General features: G+C 55.0%; 11 protein-coding genes and 1 riboswitch. Of the genes, 9 read left to right on the top strand and 2 right to left on the bottom strand.

Going from position 1 to position 18,354, the window contains the following annotated elements:
* Positions 1-33 precede the first annotated feature (33 nt).
* Positions 34-136, top strand: a riboswitch (TPP riboswitch).
* 122 nt (positions 137-258) lie between these two features.
* The 4 genes from HQN87_RS28990 (at position 259) to thiH (ending at position 3,126) form a co-directional block, all read left to right on the top strand.
* Positions 259-921: a thiamine phosphate synthase gene (locus HQN87_RS28990; protein ID WP_254075723.1), complete on the top strand. Its 663-nt coding sequence runs from the start codon at positions 259-261 to the stop codon at positions 919-921.
* Positions 918-1,121: a sulfur carrier protein ThiS gene (gene thiS, locus HQN87_RS28985; protein WP_173140363.1), complete on the top strand. Its 204-nt coding sequence runs from the start codon at positions 918-920 to the stop codon at positions 1,119-1,121. Before HQN87_RS28990 ends, thiS begins: the two co-directional genes overlap by 4 nt.
* Positions 1,122-1,211: 90 nt before the next feature.
* Positions 1,212-1,976 carry a thiazole synthase gene (locus HQN87_RS28980; protein ID WP_173140361.1) on the top strand — a complete coding sequence of 255 codons (765 nt, stop codon included), beginning with the start codon at positions 1,212-1,214 and terminating at the stop codon, positions 1,974-1,976.
* Between the two features lie 28 nt (positions 1,977-2,004).
* The gene (thiH, locus tag HQN87_RS28975) at positions 2,005-3,126 is read left to right on the top strand and encodes a 2-iminoacetate synthase ThiH (RefSeq protein WP_173140359.1); all 1,122 of its coding nucleotides are present in this window, start codon (positions 2,005-2,007) and stop codon (positions 3,124-3,126) included.
* A gap of 743 nt (positions 3,127-3,869) precedes the next feature.
* On the opposite strand, the gene yfbR is transcribed toward thiH, so the two are convergent.
* Positions 3,870-4,514, bottom strand: coding sequence for a 5'-deoxynucleotidase (gene yfbR / locus HQN87_RS28970; protein WP_173140411.1), 645 nt, complete (start codon positions 4,512-4,514; stop codon positions 3,870-3,872).
* A 104-nt stretch (positions 4,515-4,618) separates the two neighbouring features.
* Between yfbR and HQN87_RS28965 the strand changes: the two genes are divergently transcribed.
* Positions 4,619-6,322 carry a fumarate hydratase gene (locus HQN87_RS28965; RefSeq protein ID WP_173140409.1) on the top strand — a complete coding sequence of 568 codons (1,704 nt, stop codon included), beginning with the start codon at positions 4,619-4,621 and terminating at the stop codon, positions 6,320-6,322.
* Positions 6,323-6,406: 84 nt separating this feature from the next.
* Here the strand turns inward: HQN87_RS28965 and HQN87_RS28960 are convergent, their stop codons facing one another.
* Positions 6,407-7,357 (bottom strand): hypothetical protein, encoded by a 951-nt coding sequence (locus tag HQN87_RS28960; protein ID WP_173140356.1) that lies wholly within the window; start codon positions 7,355-7,357, stop codon positions 6,407-6,409.
* 322 nt (positions 7,358-7,679) lie between these two features.
* Between HQN87_RS28960 and HQN87_RS28955 the strand changes: the two genes are divergently transcribed.
* The 4 genes from HQN87_RS28955 (at position 7,680) to HQN87_RS28940 (ending at position 18,329) form a co-directional block, all read left to right on the top strand.
* Complete coding sequence (locus tag HQN87_RS28955) at positions 7,680-10,655, top strand: alpha-amylase family glycosyl hydrolase (RefSeq protein WP_173140354.1); 2,976 nt, start codon at positions 7,680-7,682, stop codon at positions 10,653-10,655.
* Between the two features lie 84 nt (positions 10,656-10,739).
* Positions 10,740-14,606 (top strand): carbohydrate binding domain-containing protein, encoded by a 3,867-nt coding sequence (locus HQN87_RS32910; RefSeq protein ID WP_173140352.1) that lies wholly within the window; start codon positions 10,740-10,742, stop codon positions 14,604-14,606.
* 665 nt (positions 14,607-15,271) lie between these two features.
* Complete coding sequence (locus HQN87_RS28945; protein ID WP_173140350.1) at positions 15,272-17,068, top strand: sensor histidine kinase; 1,797 nt, start codon at positions 15,272-15,274, stop codon at positions 17,066-17,068.
* Positions 17,061-18,329, top strand: coding sequence for a response regulator (locus HQN87_RS28940; protein ID WP_173140348.1), 1,269 nt, complete (start codon positions 17,061-17,063; stop codon positions 18,327-18,329). The genes HQN87_RS28945 and HQN87_RS28940 overlap by 8 nt, the downstream gene beginning before the upstream one ends.
* Positions 18,330-18,354: the final 25 nt, after the last annotated feature.

The raw sequence follows: 18,354 nt of genomic DNA, 5'->3' as shown, positions 1-18,354 counted from the left end.
ATATACAAAAGGCATGAACATACAATAGCATAGAACGATCACTAGGGGAGCCGCAAGGCTGAGACGGGCAGATCTGCTCGGACCCTTTGAACCTGATCTGGGTTATACCAGCGTAGGGAAGTGGAGAAACGAATAATGCAGCGGGGGTTCCGGCCAGCCGGTATCCCTGCTTATATTCCAGACTGCTTCCTTATGGGGGCGGTCTTTTTTGTGTTTGTGTGTTTATGGAGAATGGAGCGGAGGAGAGGGGCGAAGGCGTTGCACGAACTTCATGTCATCTCAGACGGGCGGCTCCATCCTGAGGCGCTGGCCGAGCTGGCTGCGGCAGTACATCCTATGGTGGATTATATCCATCTCCGGGAAAAATCCCTGTCCGCCCTGGAGCTGCTGGCGGCAGCGGGGATGCTGCTCCAAGCCGGAATTCCACCGGCGAAGCTGGTCATTAATGACCGGGTCGATGTCGCGTTAGCCGTAGGGGCTGCCGGAGCCCAGTTAGCCTGGCACAGCCTGCCGCCAGCCGGAGTGCGCGGGATCGCACCAGGCCTGCGCCTGGGCAGGTCGGTACATTCGCGGGAGGAAGCGGCGGAAGCCGGGCGGCAGGGGGCGGACTTCTGCCTGTATGGGCATGTGTTCCCGACTGCCTGCAAACCCGGGCAGCAGGAACGGGGCCTGGAGCAGCTGGCGGAGGCCGTCCGCTGGAGCCGTATTCCGCTGATTGCGCTTGGAGGAATTACACCGGGCAATGCCGGGGCTGTTCTCGCTAAGGGAGCTGCAGGAATTGCTGTCATGTCCGGGATCTGCGGGGCCCCGGACCCTGCGGCTGCGGCCCGGGCCTACAGGGCAGCCGTTCATCAGGCTGCGGCGCAGGCTGAAGCACTGAATACAGTCCCAGCACCGGGTGGAGGAGGTGAACAGGCATGAATTTGACCGTGAACGGGACCGCGCAGCGGTATGAAGAGAGCTGCCGGACGCTGGCTGATCTGCTGGCCCGGCCGGAGTGGGCCGGTAAGCTGGTGATTGTCGAACTGAACGGTGAGCTTGCCGGCAGAGAGGCTTACGGGGATACGCTGCTGAACGAAGGGGACCGGGTGGAGCTGGTTCATTTTGTAGGCGGAGGTTAGGGATAGCGGGCAGAGGAGAAGCGGACGAGCAAGCAGGCAGGCAGATTGGCGGTTTAGATACAGGCGATAACTTATCCAGGAGGCGGTATGATGCAAGACCCTTTGATGATTGGCGGAGTGACTTTAACCAGCAGACTGTTCATAGGCACCGGAAAATACAGCCGAAACACCCTTATTCCCGAGGTCATTGCGCGTTCAGGCTCGCAGGTTATTACAGTGGCCCTGCGCCGGGTAGACCCGCAGAGCAAGGAGAATATTGTCAGCCATATTCCTTCCCATATGACCCTGCTGCCTAACACCTCCGGTGCGCGTACCGCAGAAGAAGCGGTGCGGATTGCCCGCCTGGCAAGGTCGGCAGGCCTGGGCAATTGGGTGAAGATCGAGGTGATCAATGATCAGAAATATTTGCTGCCCGATAATATCGAGACGATCAGGGCTACGGAGATTCTGGCCGCAGAGGGCTTCGTGGTTCTTCCTTACATGAGCCCGGATCTGTCTGCCGCGCTCCGGCTGAAGGCGGCCGGGGCCGCAGCCGTTATGCCGCTGGGAGCGCCGATCGGCTCTAACCGGGGACTGCAGACGAAGGAGCTGATCCGCATTCTGATCTCGGAAACAGATCTGCCTGTCATTGTGGATGCCGGAATCGGCAGGCCATCAGAGGCAGCGGAGGCGATGGAGATGGGCGCAGCGGGTGTTCTGCTGAACACTGCCATTGCCACCGCGAAGGACCCTCTGCTGATGGCAGAGGCCTTCTGCGAGGCCGTATCCGCCGGACGCAAGGCCTACCTGGCCGGACTGGGGCCGGTGGAGGAGACCGCCGCGGCCTCTTCGCCGCTGACCGGATTTCTGGCCTGATGGATGGAATGGGGAGGGGGAGAAGGGCATGAGCTTTTATGAAACGATGACCCGGCTGGAGCAGCTTCCTTACGGGATGCTGTGGAACCGCTATACGGCGGAGGATGTGAAGCGCGCGCTTCGTGCAGAGCGGGTCGATGAAGAAGGGCTGATGGCTTTGCTGTCACCGGCAGCGGAGCCTTATCTGGAAGAGATGGCACAGAAGGCGCAGAGATTGACACGTGCACATTTCGGTCATGTGATGCAATTATTTACACCGATGTATCTCGCTGATTACTGTGTGAATCATTGTACCTATTGCAGCTTCAGCTCCATTTATGATTTTCCGCGCAAAAAACTCACGCTGGAAGAGGTTGCCCGCGAAGCGGAGACGATCGCGGCCACAGGCCTGCGCCATATTCTGATCCTCACCGGGGAATCCCGCATGGACAGCCCGGCCAGCTACGTAAGGGATTGCGCCGAGGTGCTTCGCGGTTATTTCTCTTCCGTCAGCATTGAAGTGAACCCGCTCTCTACGGAAGAATATGCTGAACTGAGAGGGGCAGGCGTAGACGGTCTGACGCTCTACCAGGAGGTCTATCACCAGGAGACTTACCGCGAGCTGCATGTGAAGGGTCCGAAGCGGGTGTACCGCAACCGTCTGGACGCGCCGGAGCGGGGCTGCCTTGCCGGCTTCCGTTCGGTCAATATCGGAGCCTTGCTCGGCATGTACGAATGGCGCCAGGAGGCTCTGGCCACTGCGCTGCACGCCAGGTACTTGCAGGATAAGTACCCGGAATGCGAAATCGGATTCTCCATTCCAAGGTTCCGGCCGTACCTGGGGGAATTCAATCCCGCAAGTGATGTGACTGACCGTGCACTGGTGCAGATTATCCTGGCGTACCGTCTGTTTCTGCCGCGTTCCGGGATTTCACTGTCCACCCGGGAGCCGGCGGCTCTGCGCGATCATTTGGTCCATCTCGGCATCACGAAGATGTCGGCAGGAGTATCCACCGAGGTGGGCGGACATTCCTTGGAGGGCGGAACCCCGCAGTTCGAAATCTCGGACAACCGCAGTGTGGAGGAGATCGCCGGGATGCTGCGCTTGCAAGGGCTGGAGCCAGTGTTCAAGGACTGGGACATCCTGTCCGAGCCGGTTTGCTTGACTTAGCCGAAAAGAATTGGATGGATGTAGTCTGGAGTAACGGACTGGATTGACCAGACTGACGAAACTGACCGGACGCAAATAACCCGCCGTGAGGCGGGTTATTTGCATAATCTAAAGATTACAGGGCTTCTCGCGCCGACTTCTCCTTCTATCGTGAAGACATATGGCCGAATGTAAGCGAAAAACGGAACACATTGTGCTGACGCGAAGATAGATGGCCGGATGTGTGCGAAAAAACCAAACACATTGTGCTGCGCGAAGGTGCATGGGCCGGATGTGTGCGGAAAACCGAACACAATTGGACTGGGAGCGCCACGTAGGCCGAATGTAATCGAAAAACCGAACACAATTGGACTGGCGCGAGGGCGTAAGGTCAAATGTAATCGGAAAACCGAACACAATGTACTGGCGCGAGGGCGTACGGTCGAATGTAATCGAAAAACCGAACACAATTGGACTGGGTGCACCGCGTAGACAGAATGTAATCAAAAAACCGAACAAAATGGACTGGACGTGCCACGTAGGCCGTGCGTTTATCGCAGGTTGTGCCAGAAGTGTTTTCACAGAATAACCGAACACAATAGTAATGAAGAGTATTAGCAGTGCTCCTCATGGCTAACACGGGATACAGCCAGAAAGCAGGCATATGAAGAAAATGAGGTACCGCTTGCGTAAGAGGGGCACAAGGCATCAGCATTGTTCACTGTAAGGATATCAGCCCACGCAAAGCAAATGCTGTATTCCATTCACTCTACAGAATCGGGCTGTCCGGCGGACTGTCCCCGGCTCACGCTTGAAGACAGCTCGTCCAGGGACATCTCGAAGCCCGGTGCCATGTGGGCAAGGAAATACTCCATCTCCGGCATTGCCAGAGCATGCAGCCTGTCTGCGGTCTGCTCTTTGGCGGCGGCAAATTCGCGGTTGCCTGCGGCGACTTCCCAGACGCATTTGAGGTAAGCGTCCAGCACATCCGCCGCCTTGACGTAGCGGAGCAGTCCGGCATCCTCGGAGCCGGGCGGGCTGGTCTGCGGCTGCAGGAGCGGTGCATAGACTGCGCTCAGCTCCGGCGGGATCATGGCGGCCAGCCGGTCGGCAGCCACCTGCTCCATCTCGCGGAAGCTGGACAGCAGCTGCGGGTTGTTGTGCTTCACCGGCGTGGCGATGTCGCCGGTGAAGACCTCGGTGGCGTCGTGGAACAGCGCCATCGCGGATGCGCGGTCGGCGTTCAGCGAACGACCGAAGCAGGCATTGCCGATGGTGCACAGCATGTGCGCCAGAAGGGCGACCTGGAACGAATGCTGCGCTACGTTCTCCGGGGCGGTGCTGCGCATAAGGCTCCAGCGCTGGATATATTGCAGCCGGTAGAGATATGCTGAGAAATGGAAGTTCAATTTTGAAGTAACCCCTTTCATGAGCGTCCTAATATGATATTATAGTAACTAATTGTACCAGAGTTAGGGCAGCTTGAACCAGATGGAGAGGAGACTGAATGAAGATGCAGCATTTTGAAGAGAGCATTTATAATCTGATCGTAGAGACCTCCACGAATTTGCCGGGGGATGTGCGCCGGGCGGTTGCCAAAGGCCGGGCGCTGGAAGACCGCGCAACCCGCTCCGGGCTGGCACTAACCACCATCGCCCAGAATATCGGCATGGCTGAGCATCAAGTATCGCCGATCTGCCAGGATACAGGGATGCCGACTTTTATTATTCATACGCCGGTGGGCGTGAATCAGATAGAGATGAAGAAGGATATTCATAGTGCGATTATCCGTGCTACGAAGAACGGTAAGCTGCGGCCCAATTCCGTAGATTCGCTTACCGGCGAGAACAGCGGGGACAATCTGGGGGCAGGCACTCCGGTGATTCATTTTGAGCAGTGGGAGGAAGAAGGCATAGATGTCCGGCTGATCCTGAAGGGCGGCGGCTGCGAGAATAAGAATATTCAGTACAGTCTCCCGGCAGAGCTTGAGGGACTAGGCAAAGCCGGACGCGATCTTGACGGTATCCGCAAATGTATTCTGCATGCCGTATACCAGGCGCAGGGCCAGGGCTGTAGTGCGGGCTTCATTGGAGTAGGCATTGGCGGCGACCGTACCACCGGCTACGAGCTGGCTAAGAAGCAGCTGTTCCGCAAGGTAGAGGATGTGAACACCAACGCAGATCTGGGCAAGCTGGAAGATTACATTATGGAGAATGCCAATAAGCTGGGGATCGGCACGATGGGCTTCGGCGGTGAGGTTACGCTGCTGGGCTGCAAAATCGGGGTCATGAACCGGCTCCCGGCCAGCTTCTTCGTCTCGGTGGCCTACAATTGCTGGGCCTTCCGCCGCCAGGGGATTCTGGTTCATCCGGCCACCGGAGACATTAAGGAATGGCTCTATGAGAGCGGCACCGGAATATCGGTGGAAGGAGAACAGGCGCCGCAGCCTGTAGCGGAACCGGTGGGTATAGCTGCCGCAGACCGGGCAGCCTCCGGTATTGTTCCAGAGGATGCGACGATTCCTGCGGCACCGGCCATTGTATCCGGTACGGGTGAAGCAGCTTCCGAACCGGCTGTTCCGGGACATGGAGCGGCCTCCGAACCGACTGCGGCAGCTTCCACCGGCTCAGGCGGCTCGCGTGAAGTCCGCCTGAGCACACCGATCAGCGAGGAGGACATCCGCAGCCTGCGTGTCGGTGATGTGGTGATCCTCTCCGGCGAGATGCATACCGGCCGCGATGCGCTGCACAAATATCTGATGGATCATGACACTCCGGTGGATCTGAACGGGGCCGTCATCTATCACTGCGGTCCGGTTATGCTGAAGGATGACGAGGGCTGGCATGTGAAGGCGGCCGGACCGACAACCAGCATCCGCGAGGAGCCGTATCAGGGGGATATTATTAAGAAGTTCGGTATCCGTGCCGTAATCGGCAAAGGCGGTATGGGCCCCAAGACCCTCAAGGCATTAGGCGAACACGGCGGCGTCTATCTCAATGCTATTGGCGGTGCGGCGCAGTATTATGCAGAATGTATCAAGAAGGTTAATGCGGTAGACTTCATGGAATTCGGCATACCCGAGGCGATGTGGCATTTACAGGTGGAAGGGTTCGCAGCAATTGTGACCATGGATGCCCACGGTAACAGCCTGCATGCCGATGTGGAGAAGGATTCCGCCGCCAAGCTGGCCCAGTTCCGGGAGCCGGTGTTTAAGTAACAGGACCTCAAACAAACCAAGAAACAGCGTCAGTCATGGACGAGTAAAGTCCATAGACTGACGCTGTTTTTAAATATAAGATGCTTATTGAATTAGCGTATAGCGGAATTGTTCAATATAGGATTCTTTCTTATGCTCGACACGTTGTAAATGGTCATAGAAGCTGTGGGTGAATTTAAACACGTGACCATAATCCCAATCCTGCCCGCTATAGTCCTTTTCCCAAAACTTAATGTCGGTCGGCAGTACGTCCGCACGCTCAGCCGGCTTCAGGGGCAAATGATCGACAGGTGAAACCAGCTTGATGGGTTCTCCAGGTACAAGGTTACGGCTGTGGCGCAGAACTTTAATCAATTTCATCAGAGGCGGTAATCCTCTTTGGAAAAAGGAGACATGGCCAAGGTCATACAGGATGTTTAACGCGTGGGAGAAAGTCAGCATATGACCCATCAGATCATGATGTGCTTCTGCCCGGTAAATGACAGGGAAATCAGCCAGTTCTTCCAGGACAAGCGAAGAAAGCTCACCGGGATTCGATATAACCGGAAAGCCGTCCTCGTCTGTAACCTCCATCCTCTTCACTTCGGAAGCAGAGAACCCAATCCATGACCGCCCCGGAATTGTCCGCTCAAACGAGCGGATAAGATCGGTTATTCCTGCAAGATCCTCCGCACTTCCCCAGCCCTTAAGTTCATGAATGGCCAGCAGACACGATGCGCTGTAAATCACATTATGACCGACCCAGTGTAACTGATCAATCGTTGTATCAAGGGCCTCAAGTATGGCAGTTACAGCAATTTGCTCGTCACAAGCGGCACGATGCTGTATGCCGTTCTCCCCAAGAATCCTTTGGATCATCGCTTCGGTCTGCAAAGCTACAAGTCGGGCAAGCTCTGGAGCCGGATTATTCGTTCTAACAAAAAAATAACTGCCGATAGCGGCAGCACCAAAGTGAGCCTGCCAAATATCCCCTGTTTCTTGTTTACATGAAGAGATGATTCTTAATCCGTCCCTCAGAATGGATGGGTTCATCATAAATCTCAGTCCCCTTATACGCAGCATTTCTTTTTATCAGTCTAACATTATATTTTCTGGAGGCAACAGCTTCCTGAAAAGCACAAACAGGTATAAAGCTGTGCTGAATAATGATTGTTCTATGTATTGCAGAGTCGGCAGCCCATATAGGATGCGGCTTGTGGAAGTTATAAATTATATGTCTTGACAGCGCATACAGGGACATGTTAATTTTTAGTGGGGAAACCGGTTTCCCTGCAATGCAAAGATTGGAGCTATTGACGGCAGCTTATTCCTTGCTGAAAGTGTGTTGCATCCGTTTTTTATGAGAGGGAGATGAGGAATGAAAAGTAAACGTACACGTTGGCTAGTTCCCGTTCTAATCACATCTATTGTACTGTCGATCACGATGAGCATGTTCGTCCTGCCCCCGGCCAAGGCTGAAGCAGCAAGTATTGGTACAGTAACCGAGAATGACACTATCTATCAGATTATGGTTGACCGCTTCCATGACGGAAACACTTCCAATAATGCCACAGGAGCAGCCATCCGCTACGGGGAGAACTCTGAGGAGGATTTCCGTTACATGAAGGGCGGCGACTGGCAGGGGGTCATTGACAAGCTCCCGTATATTCATAATATGGGCTATACTGCGATCTGGATCTCACCGGTAGCCGAGCCGCAGATGACCAACCGCGAGAACAACGGCACAGGTAAGAACACGGCCTACCACGGCTATAATGTAAAAGATCCCAATGCGGCCAATCCTTACTTCGGCACCAAAGAGAAGCTGAAGGAGCTGGTAGATTCTGCACATGCACTCGGGATCAAGGTAATTATTGATGTCGTTCCCAACCACATCGGCGATTACATGCTCGGCACTCAGGCCTATTATGATATCCCGTCCCTGCAGCCGGCTGCTCCGTTCAATAATCCGGCCTGGTATCACCATAACGGGGATATTAACTGGTCACTTGCCGATGGACGGTACGATCAGTGGGCCCAGGATTATCTGGAGAATCATGATCTGGGTGGTCTGGATGATATCGACTTCGATGTTCCTGCCGCCAAGCAGGCCATCTTCAGCTCCATTAAAGGCTGGTTCGACTATACGGGGGCAGACGGTGCCCGTGTCGATGCGGCCAAGCTGATCAAGCCGACAGATATCGGCGAACTTCAGAACTTGCTGGGCGTGAATACCTTCGGGGAGAACTTTGACGGCAATGCCGAATTCGTCTCCCGCTGGGTCGGTACCAATAAGGAGTGGGGAATGCTGGACTTCCCGCTGTTCTTCTCTGTGCTGAACAGCTTCGCGTACGGACAGTCTTTTGACGCCAATATTAAAGGCACCCTGGCTCAAGACTCCTACTACGGAGGCAATGCCAACCATATGGTTACCTTCATCGACAATCATGACCGCAACCGCTTCCTGACAGAAGCCGGGGGCAGTGTAGAGAAGCTGCAGAATGCCTTGTCCTTTATTTTCACCGTGCGCGGAACACCGGTAGTGTTCCAGGGAACGGAGCAGAACAAGGGCAACGGCAACGGACAGATCATGACGGGCGGCATCGCTGATACGTGGAACCGCTGGTCGATGGTGAAGCGGGATGCAAGCGGTAATGTGCTGGAGAATTATTTCAATGAGAATGCAAGTACCTTCAAGCATGTAGCCAAGCTGAATGAGATCCGCAAGAACAATCCGGCGCTCCGCACCGGCACCCAGCGTGAAATGTGGTCCGCCCAGAATCTGTACGCGTTCTCGCGCCGGATTGACAGTGGCACTAACGTGGGCCAGGAGGTCATCTCCGCATTCAGTAATGCATCCGGCGGATCACAGACGGTAACGCTGCCGCTGCGCGCCGAAAGCACGCTTACCGCAGGTACGGTTCTGATTAACCAGTTGAACCCCTCCGATACTGTAACGGTGCAGGCAGGCGGTGTCACCGGTAAGCAAATTACAGTTACCCTGGGCGCCAATTCGGCCAAAATCTACTCCAAGACTCAGTCCATCGTTGATACGAAGGCTCCGACTGTTCCGGAGAATGTAACGGCTACGGTCCAGAATGCCTCCAGTGCACTTGTGTCCTGGTCGGCCTCCACGGATAATGTCGGAGTTACAGGGTATGAGATTTACCGCAATGGAGTCAAGATCGGAACCTCTGCGACTACATCGTATACCGATAGCGGATTATCCGGCAGCACTAATTATTCTTATACGGTAAAAGCGTATGACGCTGCCGCCAATCTGTCGGCACTCAGCGCGGCCGCACTGATTCTCACACCAGCCGGGAACAGTGTAACGATATACTACAAGCAGGGTTACACCAATCCGTACATTCATTACCGCCCGGTGGGCGGGACTTGGACGACATCTCCGGGTGTGGCCATTCCGGCCGCCGAGGTAGCAGGCTACAACAAAATCACTATTAACATCGGCGCAGCCACCCAGCTCGAAGCCTGCTTCAATAACGGCAGCGGCACCTGGGATAGCAATGGCGGCAGCAATTATCTGTTCGGTACCGGCACCTGGACCTACACGCCTACAGGCAATATCCAGGCAGGTGGCCCGGTAACGCCAACGGCATCGCCGACTGCAACACCAACCGTAGCACCAACAGCGACACCAACCGTGGCGCCGACCGCAACACCGACCGCAACACCAACAGTAACACCAACCGTAGCGCCAACGGCAACACCTGTGCCAACCGCCACTCCGGCGGGCAACACTGCGACCATCTATTACAAGAATACGGCGTTCAGTAATTCCTATATCCATTACAAGCTGGATGGGGCAACGGTCTGGACGACTTCACCAGGCGTGCAGATGCAGGCCTCGGACTTCACCGGCTACAAGTCCATTACCGTTCCGCTGGGCAGCGCCACAGGTCTGACCGCAGCTTTCAATAACGGCAGCGGCACCTGGGATAGCAATGGCGGCAACAATTATCATTTTGGCACCGGCAGCTCCAGCCTGGTGGGGGGGAGCTTGACCTCCGGCGAACCTCAGGCAGACAGCGTGACCTTCCGCGTCAGCGTTCCGGGGTCCACTCCGGCGAATGCACCTGTCTATCTGACCGGATCGTTCAACAGCTGGAATGCGGCAGACTCAGCTTACCTGCTGACTCGTGGCAGTGATGGTGTCTATTCTGTCACCTTGAATCTTCCGGCAGGCACCGCCGTGACGTATAAGCTGACGCGCGGAAGCTGGGGCACGGTAGAGACTACATCCAGCGGCGCGGAAATTGCCAACCGGACGCTTACGCCGGCAGGCGGAGCGCAGACAGTGACACTAAGTGTGCAGCGCTGGAAGGATCAGTAAGCAGCTAGAGGGGGCGCAGGATGAATGTCCGGCGCCCCCGTTTTTTAACGAAGAAGAATGAACCTGATGAGAAGGAGTTGACTAATGACCAAGAAATCTACCTCCCTGCGCAAAATTACAGCCCTGCTCCTGGGCGGGCTTCTGAGCATTCCGGCAGTATTGTCTCCTGTCTCGGCAGATATTGCTGCTACGCATGTCTACCATAATCATATGCCGAATTTCTGGGCCTACTATGACCTGAACACTTACAATTCAACACCTGTAGGCAGCCCGATCCGCTATACCTACGATGGAGAAGTTATCCAGCTGAAGCAGAATCCGCCCTCGGGATATCCCTATTATCTGCCGAATGGATCTCCAATGCCCCACGATGATCTGGTCTCCTATTATTCGCATCACGCCAAGACCGGCGCGTATTTAACCTGGCCCTGGAGTGTAGCGAATGCGCTGAACAGTAATCATCCCCAGGCGCAAATGCATGTTACCATGTCGGGGTCTGTAGTGAACAATGTGAACAGTATTATTCAACAAGGTAATGTAAGCGGATACAATAATCCTGCCTGGGGAACTCCGTGGAAGAATGCCGTGAATCAGCTCCAAACCACGGGCGGCGACAACATGCTCGACCTGATTCATTTCTCCGGGCATCATTCGATGGGACCGCTGGTCGGCAACGATTATTTGCTCAAGGATATGATCTATCATGGAGCATCAATGGCCCAGCCGTATTTCCTTGGCAGCAGCTATAAGTCATCGAAGGGGTTTTTCCCGACAGAGCTGGGGTTCTCGGAGCGGATCATCCCGGTGCTGAACAAGCTCGGCATCCAGTGGTCCGTGATCGGCAATAACCACTTCTCCCGCACACTTAAGGATTATCCGCTGCTGGACAGTCCAGGCACAGATACGATGGTCTCACCGCCTAACCGCAGTGATCTGCAGAATGTCAGTACATTCGGGGACTGGGTAAGTGAACCGATGTTCAATGAGCAGCAGGTGGTCTATAACAAATATCCTTTTGCCTCCACGGCCCATTGGGTCCGTTATGTAGATCCGGCAACCGGGGCTGAATCCAGGGTGGTCGGCGTACCAGTCGCCCAGGCGCAGTCCTGGGAGGAAGGATACCTGGGCCAGGTAAAAGCAGATGTGCTTAAGCCGTATGAGAATCTGGTCGCGCAGAAGCAGATTTTTGTCGTGGCCCATGACGGGGATAATTCTTCGGGCCGGGCCGGCTCCGAGGAGACTTGGCGTAATGCCGGGAATGTCACCTATGCAAGCAGCGGTGTGACTGGAATGGGGATTGATGAGTATCTGCGCAGCAACACACCAGCAGCTAGTGATGTGGTTCATGTACAGGACGGCTCCTGGATCGATACCCGGGATTCGTCCTCCGATCCGACCTGGTACCATTGGCATCTGCCGTTTGGGATCTGGAAAGGCCAGTTCGCGGCCTTTAATCAGGCGAACGGGACCACGTACGCTCCGAAGAAGAATCTGGCGGGTGTCCAGGAAGGTATGACCGTCTCCTTCGAGAAGGGCTATCATTATCTTGAGCGGAACTTTGCCCTGCTCCAGGCTTCTCTGAATTATGCCAAGACGGCTGAGCAGATCTGGCTGGATGAGCATCCGAATTATTGGAAGCCGGGGAATCCGCTGGACCGGGAGGTGACCTACGAGGGCAATCAGTTGAATCCGTGGATGCTCTCCTATCCTGTGAAGGGGAACGCCGCGAATGATTACGCAGGAGGTGCCAATCCCGCTGAGCTGGCCTGGTATTTCCTGCTTCCTGCGATGGACTCGGGATTCGGCTATTATGATGAGAATGTGGATGACAGTGTGAAGCCGGCGTTGTCCTTCAATCAATCGCTCTATTTCTCCAAGCCCTATGTATCACAGAAGCAGGCCAAAGACAAAACCGGCCCTTCCGTCTGGTGGCCGCAGCGCTACCCGTACAATCCGGGCAGTGCCAATGTCAGCAAGGCAGAAGGCTGGACTCTTCAGCATTACAATAATGCTTTTGCCATTTATACGTATGCGTTCGATACGAGCGGGATCAGTGAGATCAAGGTTAAGGTCCGGGCTCACCGCGATAAGACGGCAGATGCAGCGGATAATACCTTCAAAGTATATGATCCCGCAGGTCTGGCTGCAGCCGGTGTACCCGGCATTGATCCCGTCAAAGTCGGTGCGTGGACGGAATACCCGATGAATGTCCGTGACCTGAGCGCGGATATTAACGGTGTAGACTGGCAGCCAAGCAGCAAGACGATCATGCAGAAGGTTCCGGCCACGGATATCGGGAATCTGTATTTCTCCTACATCTCCGATTACCGCGATCAGCTGTTAGACTACTATATTGAAGCCAAGGATGCCAAAGGCAACGTCACCAAAAACGATATCCAGCAGGTCTATGTCGGTGCCGGAAAATATACGCTGGCGAACGGCAAGTATACGGAAAGTATGCAAGGCACTATTGAAGGAACGCATCCGTTCATCACCGATGTGCCCGCTGTCCCGGATACCGAAGCTCCGGCTGTCCCGGCCAATCTTCAGGCTACGGTGGTTAATGCTTCCTCTATCGGGCTGGCATGGGATGCCGCTACAGATAATATCCGTGTTACAGGCTATGAGATCTACCGCAATGGTGTCAAAATTGGAACAACTGCCTCTACCTCATATACAGACAGCGGCTTGTCAGCCAGTACTGCATACGAATACAGAGTTAAAGCCTATGATGCGTCCGGCAACTTCTCCGGCTTCAGTGCCGCAGCAGCTGCCACCACCCCGGCAGGCAATAATGTTACGATCTACTATAAGCAGGGTTATTCTACTCCTTACATCCATTACCGCCCGGCTGGGGGGACATGGACGACTGCACCAGGCGTAGTGATTCCGGCATCGGAAGTGGCAGGCTATAACAAAATCACCATTAACACCGGCGCAGCCACCCAGCTCGAAGCCTGCTTCAATAACGGCAGCGGGACCTGGGACAGCAACGGCGGCAGCAATTACCTGTTCGGCACCGGCACCTGGACCTATAGCGGGGCAGGTAAAATCCTGCCGGGCGCTCCGGCTGCGCCAACGGCGACACCGACCGTGACGCCTGGGGCGACGCCAACGGCTAAGCCGAGTGCAACACCAACGGTAATGCCGAGCACAACACCGACAGTTGCGCCTAGCGCAACGCCCACGGTGGCACCAACAGTTAAACCAAGTGCAACGCCTATTGCAACTCCAACAGCTACACCAACTGCATCGCCGACTGCAACACCGACTGTAGCTCCAACGGTAGCGCCAACAGCTACACCGAGCGTAGCGCCAACGGCAACCCCTGTGCCAACCGCCACTCCGGCGGGCAACACTGCGACAATCTATTACAAGAATACGGCGTTCAGCAACGCCTATATCCATTACAAGCTGGATGGGGCAACGGTCTGGACGACTTCACCGGGCGTGCAGATGCAGGCTTCGGACTTCACCGGCTACAAGTCCATTACCATTCCGCTGGGCAGCGCCACAGGTCTGACCGCAGCTTTCAATAACGGCAGCGGCACCTGGGATAGCAATGGCGGCAACAATTATCATTTTGGTACCGGCAGCTCCAGTCTCGCAGGGGGGAGCTTAACCACGGGTGAACCTCAGGCAGACAGCGTGACCTTCCGGGTAAGCATTCCGGGGTCCACTCCGTCGAATGCCCCGGTCTATCTGACGGGATCATTCAACAGTTGGAATGCGGCAGACTCAGCTTACCTGCTGACTCGTGGCAGTGATGGTGTCTATTCTGTCACCTTGAATCTTCCGGCAGGTACCGCCGTGACGTATAAGCTGACGCGCGGAAGCTGGGGCACGGTAGAGACTACATCCAGCGGCGCGGAAATTGCCAACCGTACGCTTACACCGGCAGGCGGAGCGCAGACAGTGACACTAAGTGTGCAGCGCTGGAAGGATCAGTAGCGTTCAGTATAGTGGCGCAAATAAGTCTGAGTATACCGGTCAACTGCTGGGGAGTTAGCGGAAGAAAAATGATTTCTAAAGACTCCCCGACGGATGGAATAATGCTGGCAGACTGAAGGATCTCAAGTAAGCCTGCGGCCATAAATGTTGCATTTGTTGCAGCTTCGATCCCTAGTTGCCTGGGTGTGCGGGAGGATTGTTGCATGGATTGCAGGAATTATTCCGCAGATCCGCCTGAAGATAGTGAAAAGCTGCTTTTTGTGCAACACTTTTGGTTTTGGGCCGAGCTAATGAGGAGAATGTTGCATATTGGGCAGGATTTCAGAAGTAACCGGATGAATATGAAATTCTATATTTTAAAATCACAATGCCCGTTAACGAAGAACTATGGTGTAATATGCAGCCATATGTTATCGTTAGCGGTTTTTTAGCGTTATTGCCGGGACTCCCCCTCTCCCTGCGAACCATTTCATCCTTCCCGGAATACTTCTGGACGATGGGATACATACACAGGATTGGTAGTACTTCCCCATGGATTCAGGTGATAAGTTTTGTTTCCAATCGCCCGGTTCTGTGCTAGACTCATTCTTTATTAAAGCCCTTACATTTGCATCAGTAGGCACTATCATCCGCTGTGCTTGCGAGACAGGGGAGAGGAAGAGTCCATGAAACGTTATTTTCTCGATAAGCCCATACAGACCAAATTGCTGATTACCTTCCTGCCGGTCATGATTCTGTCCGTTATTGCAACAGGCTCATTCTCCTACTGGTCCGCCAGTGACCAGCTCCGCAAGAACTCGCTGTATTCGCTGGCTGATACGACCTATCAGACCGCTTTGTTTCTGGATGACAAATTTATGACGATCTTTGAACAGCTGGTGAATCTGGAGGATACGACCTCGCTGCGTAATCTGCTGTCCGTAAATGATCAGGGAGACACCCCGCAGAAATTCAATGACATTATTGAACTGCATAACCGTCTTGAGAGCGTATACCACTCCTATAATGCCATAGTCGATTCTATCTATGTTGCCTTCAATAACGGCCGTACCTTCAACCTCCAGCAGGAATATGTGCCCCGGAGTGTCTCGATAGATCTTCCGGCGTGGCAGGAACGGTACAACCATTCCGATAAAGACTACTATTGGCTGAACAGCCACAAAGATGCCATCTTCGATACGGTGGAGGACAGGCGGGTGCTCAGCAGCTTCAAAATGATCGGCACGCCGACTTCCTCCTCCAGCGGAATTGTGCTGATCAATTTGCGTGAAAGCTACTTCCTGGAAATTATGCAGAATGTGCAGATTAGCCCGAACGGCGCGCTGGCGCTGATCAGCCCGGACGGGGAGCTGTTCTCCAAATCGCTGAAGGCGGATTATGAGGTGAAGCCGGGCACAATTGCTGAATTGCGGCAGCTGGCAGGCGGGAACGGCAGCCTTGCCGTGGACAGTACGGCTGGCCAGAAGCTGGATGTTGCCTATCAGACACTGCCGCTGAACGGCTGGGTGCTGGCGGCAATCGTGCCGGAGAAAGATATTCTCGCAGGTGCGTCGCGGATTCAGTGGATCGTACTGGCGGTCACGCTGGTTATTCTCGTGCTGGCCCTGGCAGCCGCGACGCTGGCAGCGCGTAATCTGAGCAATCCGATCCGGTACCTATCCAAACAGGTGAAGCGGTTCGAGCGCGGGGATTTCAGTGTCAGCTTCCAGATTGACCAGCGCAATGAAATCGGTGTCCTGGCTACCGGACTGACCCGGCTCTCCGCTTCGGTGGAGCAGCTGCTGAATGAGGTGCGTGAGGAGCAGGAGCAGAAGCGTAAGGCCGAAATGCGGGCGCTGCAGGCGCAGATTCAGCCGCATTTTCTCTACAATACGCTTGGTTCCATTAAGCATCTGATTGATTTGGAGGAGCGGGAACGGGCCTCTGTGATGGTGGGAGCGCTGACCCGGTATTTCCGCATCGGCATCAGCAAAGGCGCCGAGCTGATTACAGTCGCCGAAGAGATTGAGCATGTGCGCAGCTACCTGCTGATTCTGAACATCCGGTATAACCAGGATTTCGATTATACCATCCAAGTGGATGAAGAGCTGCTGCCGCTGCGCATTCCGAAGCTGACACTGCAGCCTATCGTGGAGAATGCCGTCTATCACGGCATTAAGAACAAGCGCGGCAAAGGAATGGTGACGATAACGGGTTATGCAGATGAGGCTGCTGCAGTGCTGGAGATTTATGATAACGGACAAGGCATCAGCCCTGAGCGGCTTGCGCAGCTGCGCAGTTCACTGCAGGCGGACAGCACAGGCGACAATGCGCTGAGCTTCGGACTGTGGAATGCCCACCGCCGGCTGGTGCTGCAATACGGGCTGCTCTACGGCCTTGTCCTTGACAGCGAAGAGATGAAGTTTACCCGGGTCACGGTACAGCTGCCCCGGGTGCAGAAGGAAGGAGATTTCCATGATTAAACTGCTTATTGTGGATGATGATATGTGGATCCGGGAAGGCCTGCGGCGCAATATCCGCTGGGAGCAGGCCGGCATTGAGGTAGCGGGCACAGCCGCCGACGGGGAGGAAGCGCTGAAGCGGATGGAGGAGCTGCGGCCGGATCTGGTGCTGACCGATATCCAGATGCCTTTTTTGGACGGGCTGCAGCTGGCTGAACGCATTAACACGGATTATCCGGGAACCAAGGTTGTCTTCCTGACCGGCTACGATGACTTCTCGTATGCCAAGCAGGCGCTGCGGCTGCAGGCCGCCGATTACATTCTGAAATATGAGGATAATGAAGTGATTCTAAATGCGGTTGCTTCTGCCGCCAGCACGCTGCTGGCCGAGAAGCGAGGGGCCGAGACCGCCCGGAAGAGCCAGGCACTGGTCCAGAACAAGTTCTTCGCAGAGCTGTTCGAGGGCTGCGCCAACCCGGAGTGGGCGCGGAAGGAACTGGATAATCTCGGCATTGCTGCACCGGAGTCCTGCTTCCGGGTAGCCGTGATTCAGCCGGAGGACAACCGCCGCTTCGCCCGCTCCGGAGAGGGGGATAATGCGGAGCTGCTGCTCTTCTCGATCCGCAATATCTGCTCAGAGCTTGTGTCTGAGCCATTTCCTTACTGGTATTCAGCGGTCTATAACAACCGGGTCAACCTGCTCTTTAACCTGCCTGCTCCGGCAGAACAGGAAGGCACTGCAGAACACCTGACTGAACATCTGGAGGAGATCCGCCGGACGCTGGAGAGCTGTCTGAAGCTTCAGGTCAGCATCGGTCTGGGCAGCTGCCGGGAAGGGATTGAGCGCATCGCCATTTCCTACAGCGAGGCTCTGAACGCTGCCCAGCTCAAGCCGATCATCGGCAGGGCAGGGGTATTCGTCAGCGGTGAGATCCGCCACTCGCAGAATTCCCATCATACGCTGCTGAAGGAGATGGAGCAGTATATGCGGATGCATTTTCATGAGGAGGAGCTGAACCTGACCGCCATCGCGGGCCATGTCCATATTTCATCCGCTTACGCGAGTACACTCTTCAAGAAATATAAAGGCATGAACTTAAGTGAGTACCTCATTCAATTGCGTATAGACAAGGCAGCGGAGCTTCTGTCTACCACGGATGCCAAATCCTATGAGGTGTCGGAGCAGGTGGGTTACCGCAACCCCCAATACTTCAGCGTGCTGTTCAAGAAGCATTACGGCAAATCACCCTCCGAGTACCGCAGGGACCAGCAGCATTCCTAGAGCAAACAAAGGAGTGAAAGAAAAC

Origin of the sequence: Paenibacillus tritici (assembly GCF_013204885.1) — a bacterium.
Classification (GTDB): Bacteria; Bacillota; Bacilli; order Paenibacillales; family Paenibacillaceae; genus Paenibacillus_AQ; species Paenibacillus_AQ tritici.
Note: the sequence above shows the minus strand (reverse complement) of the source record. Positions and strands in the feature narration are given on the sequence as shown.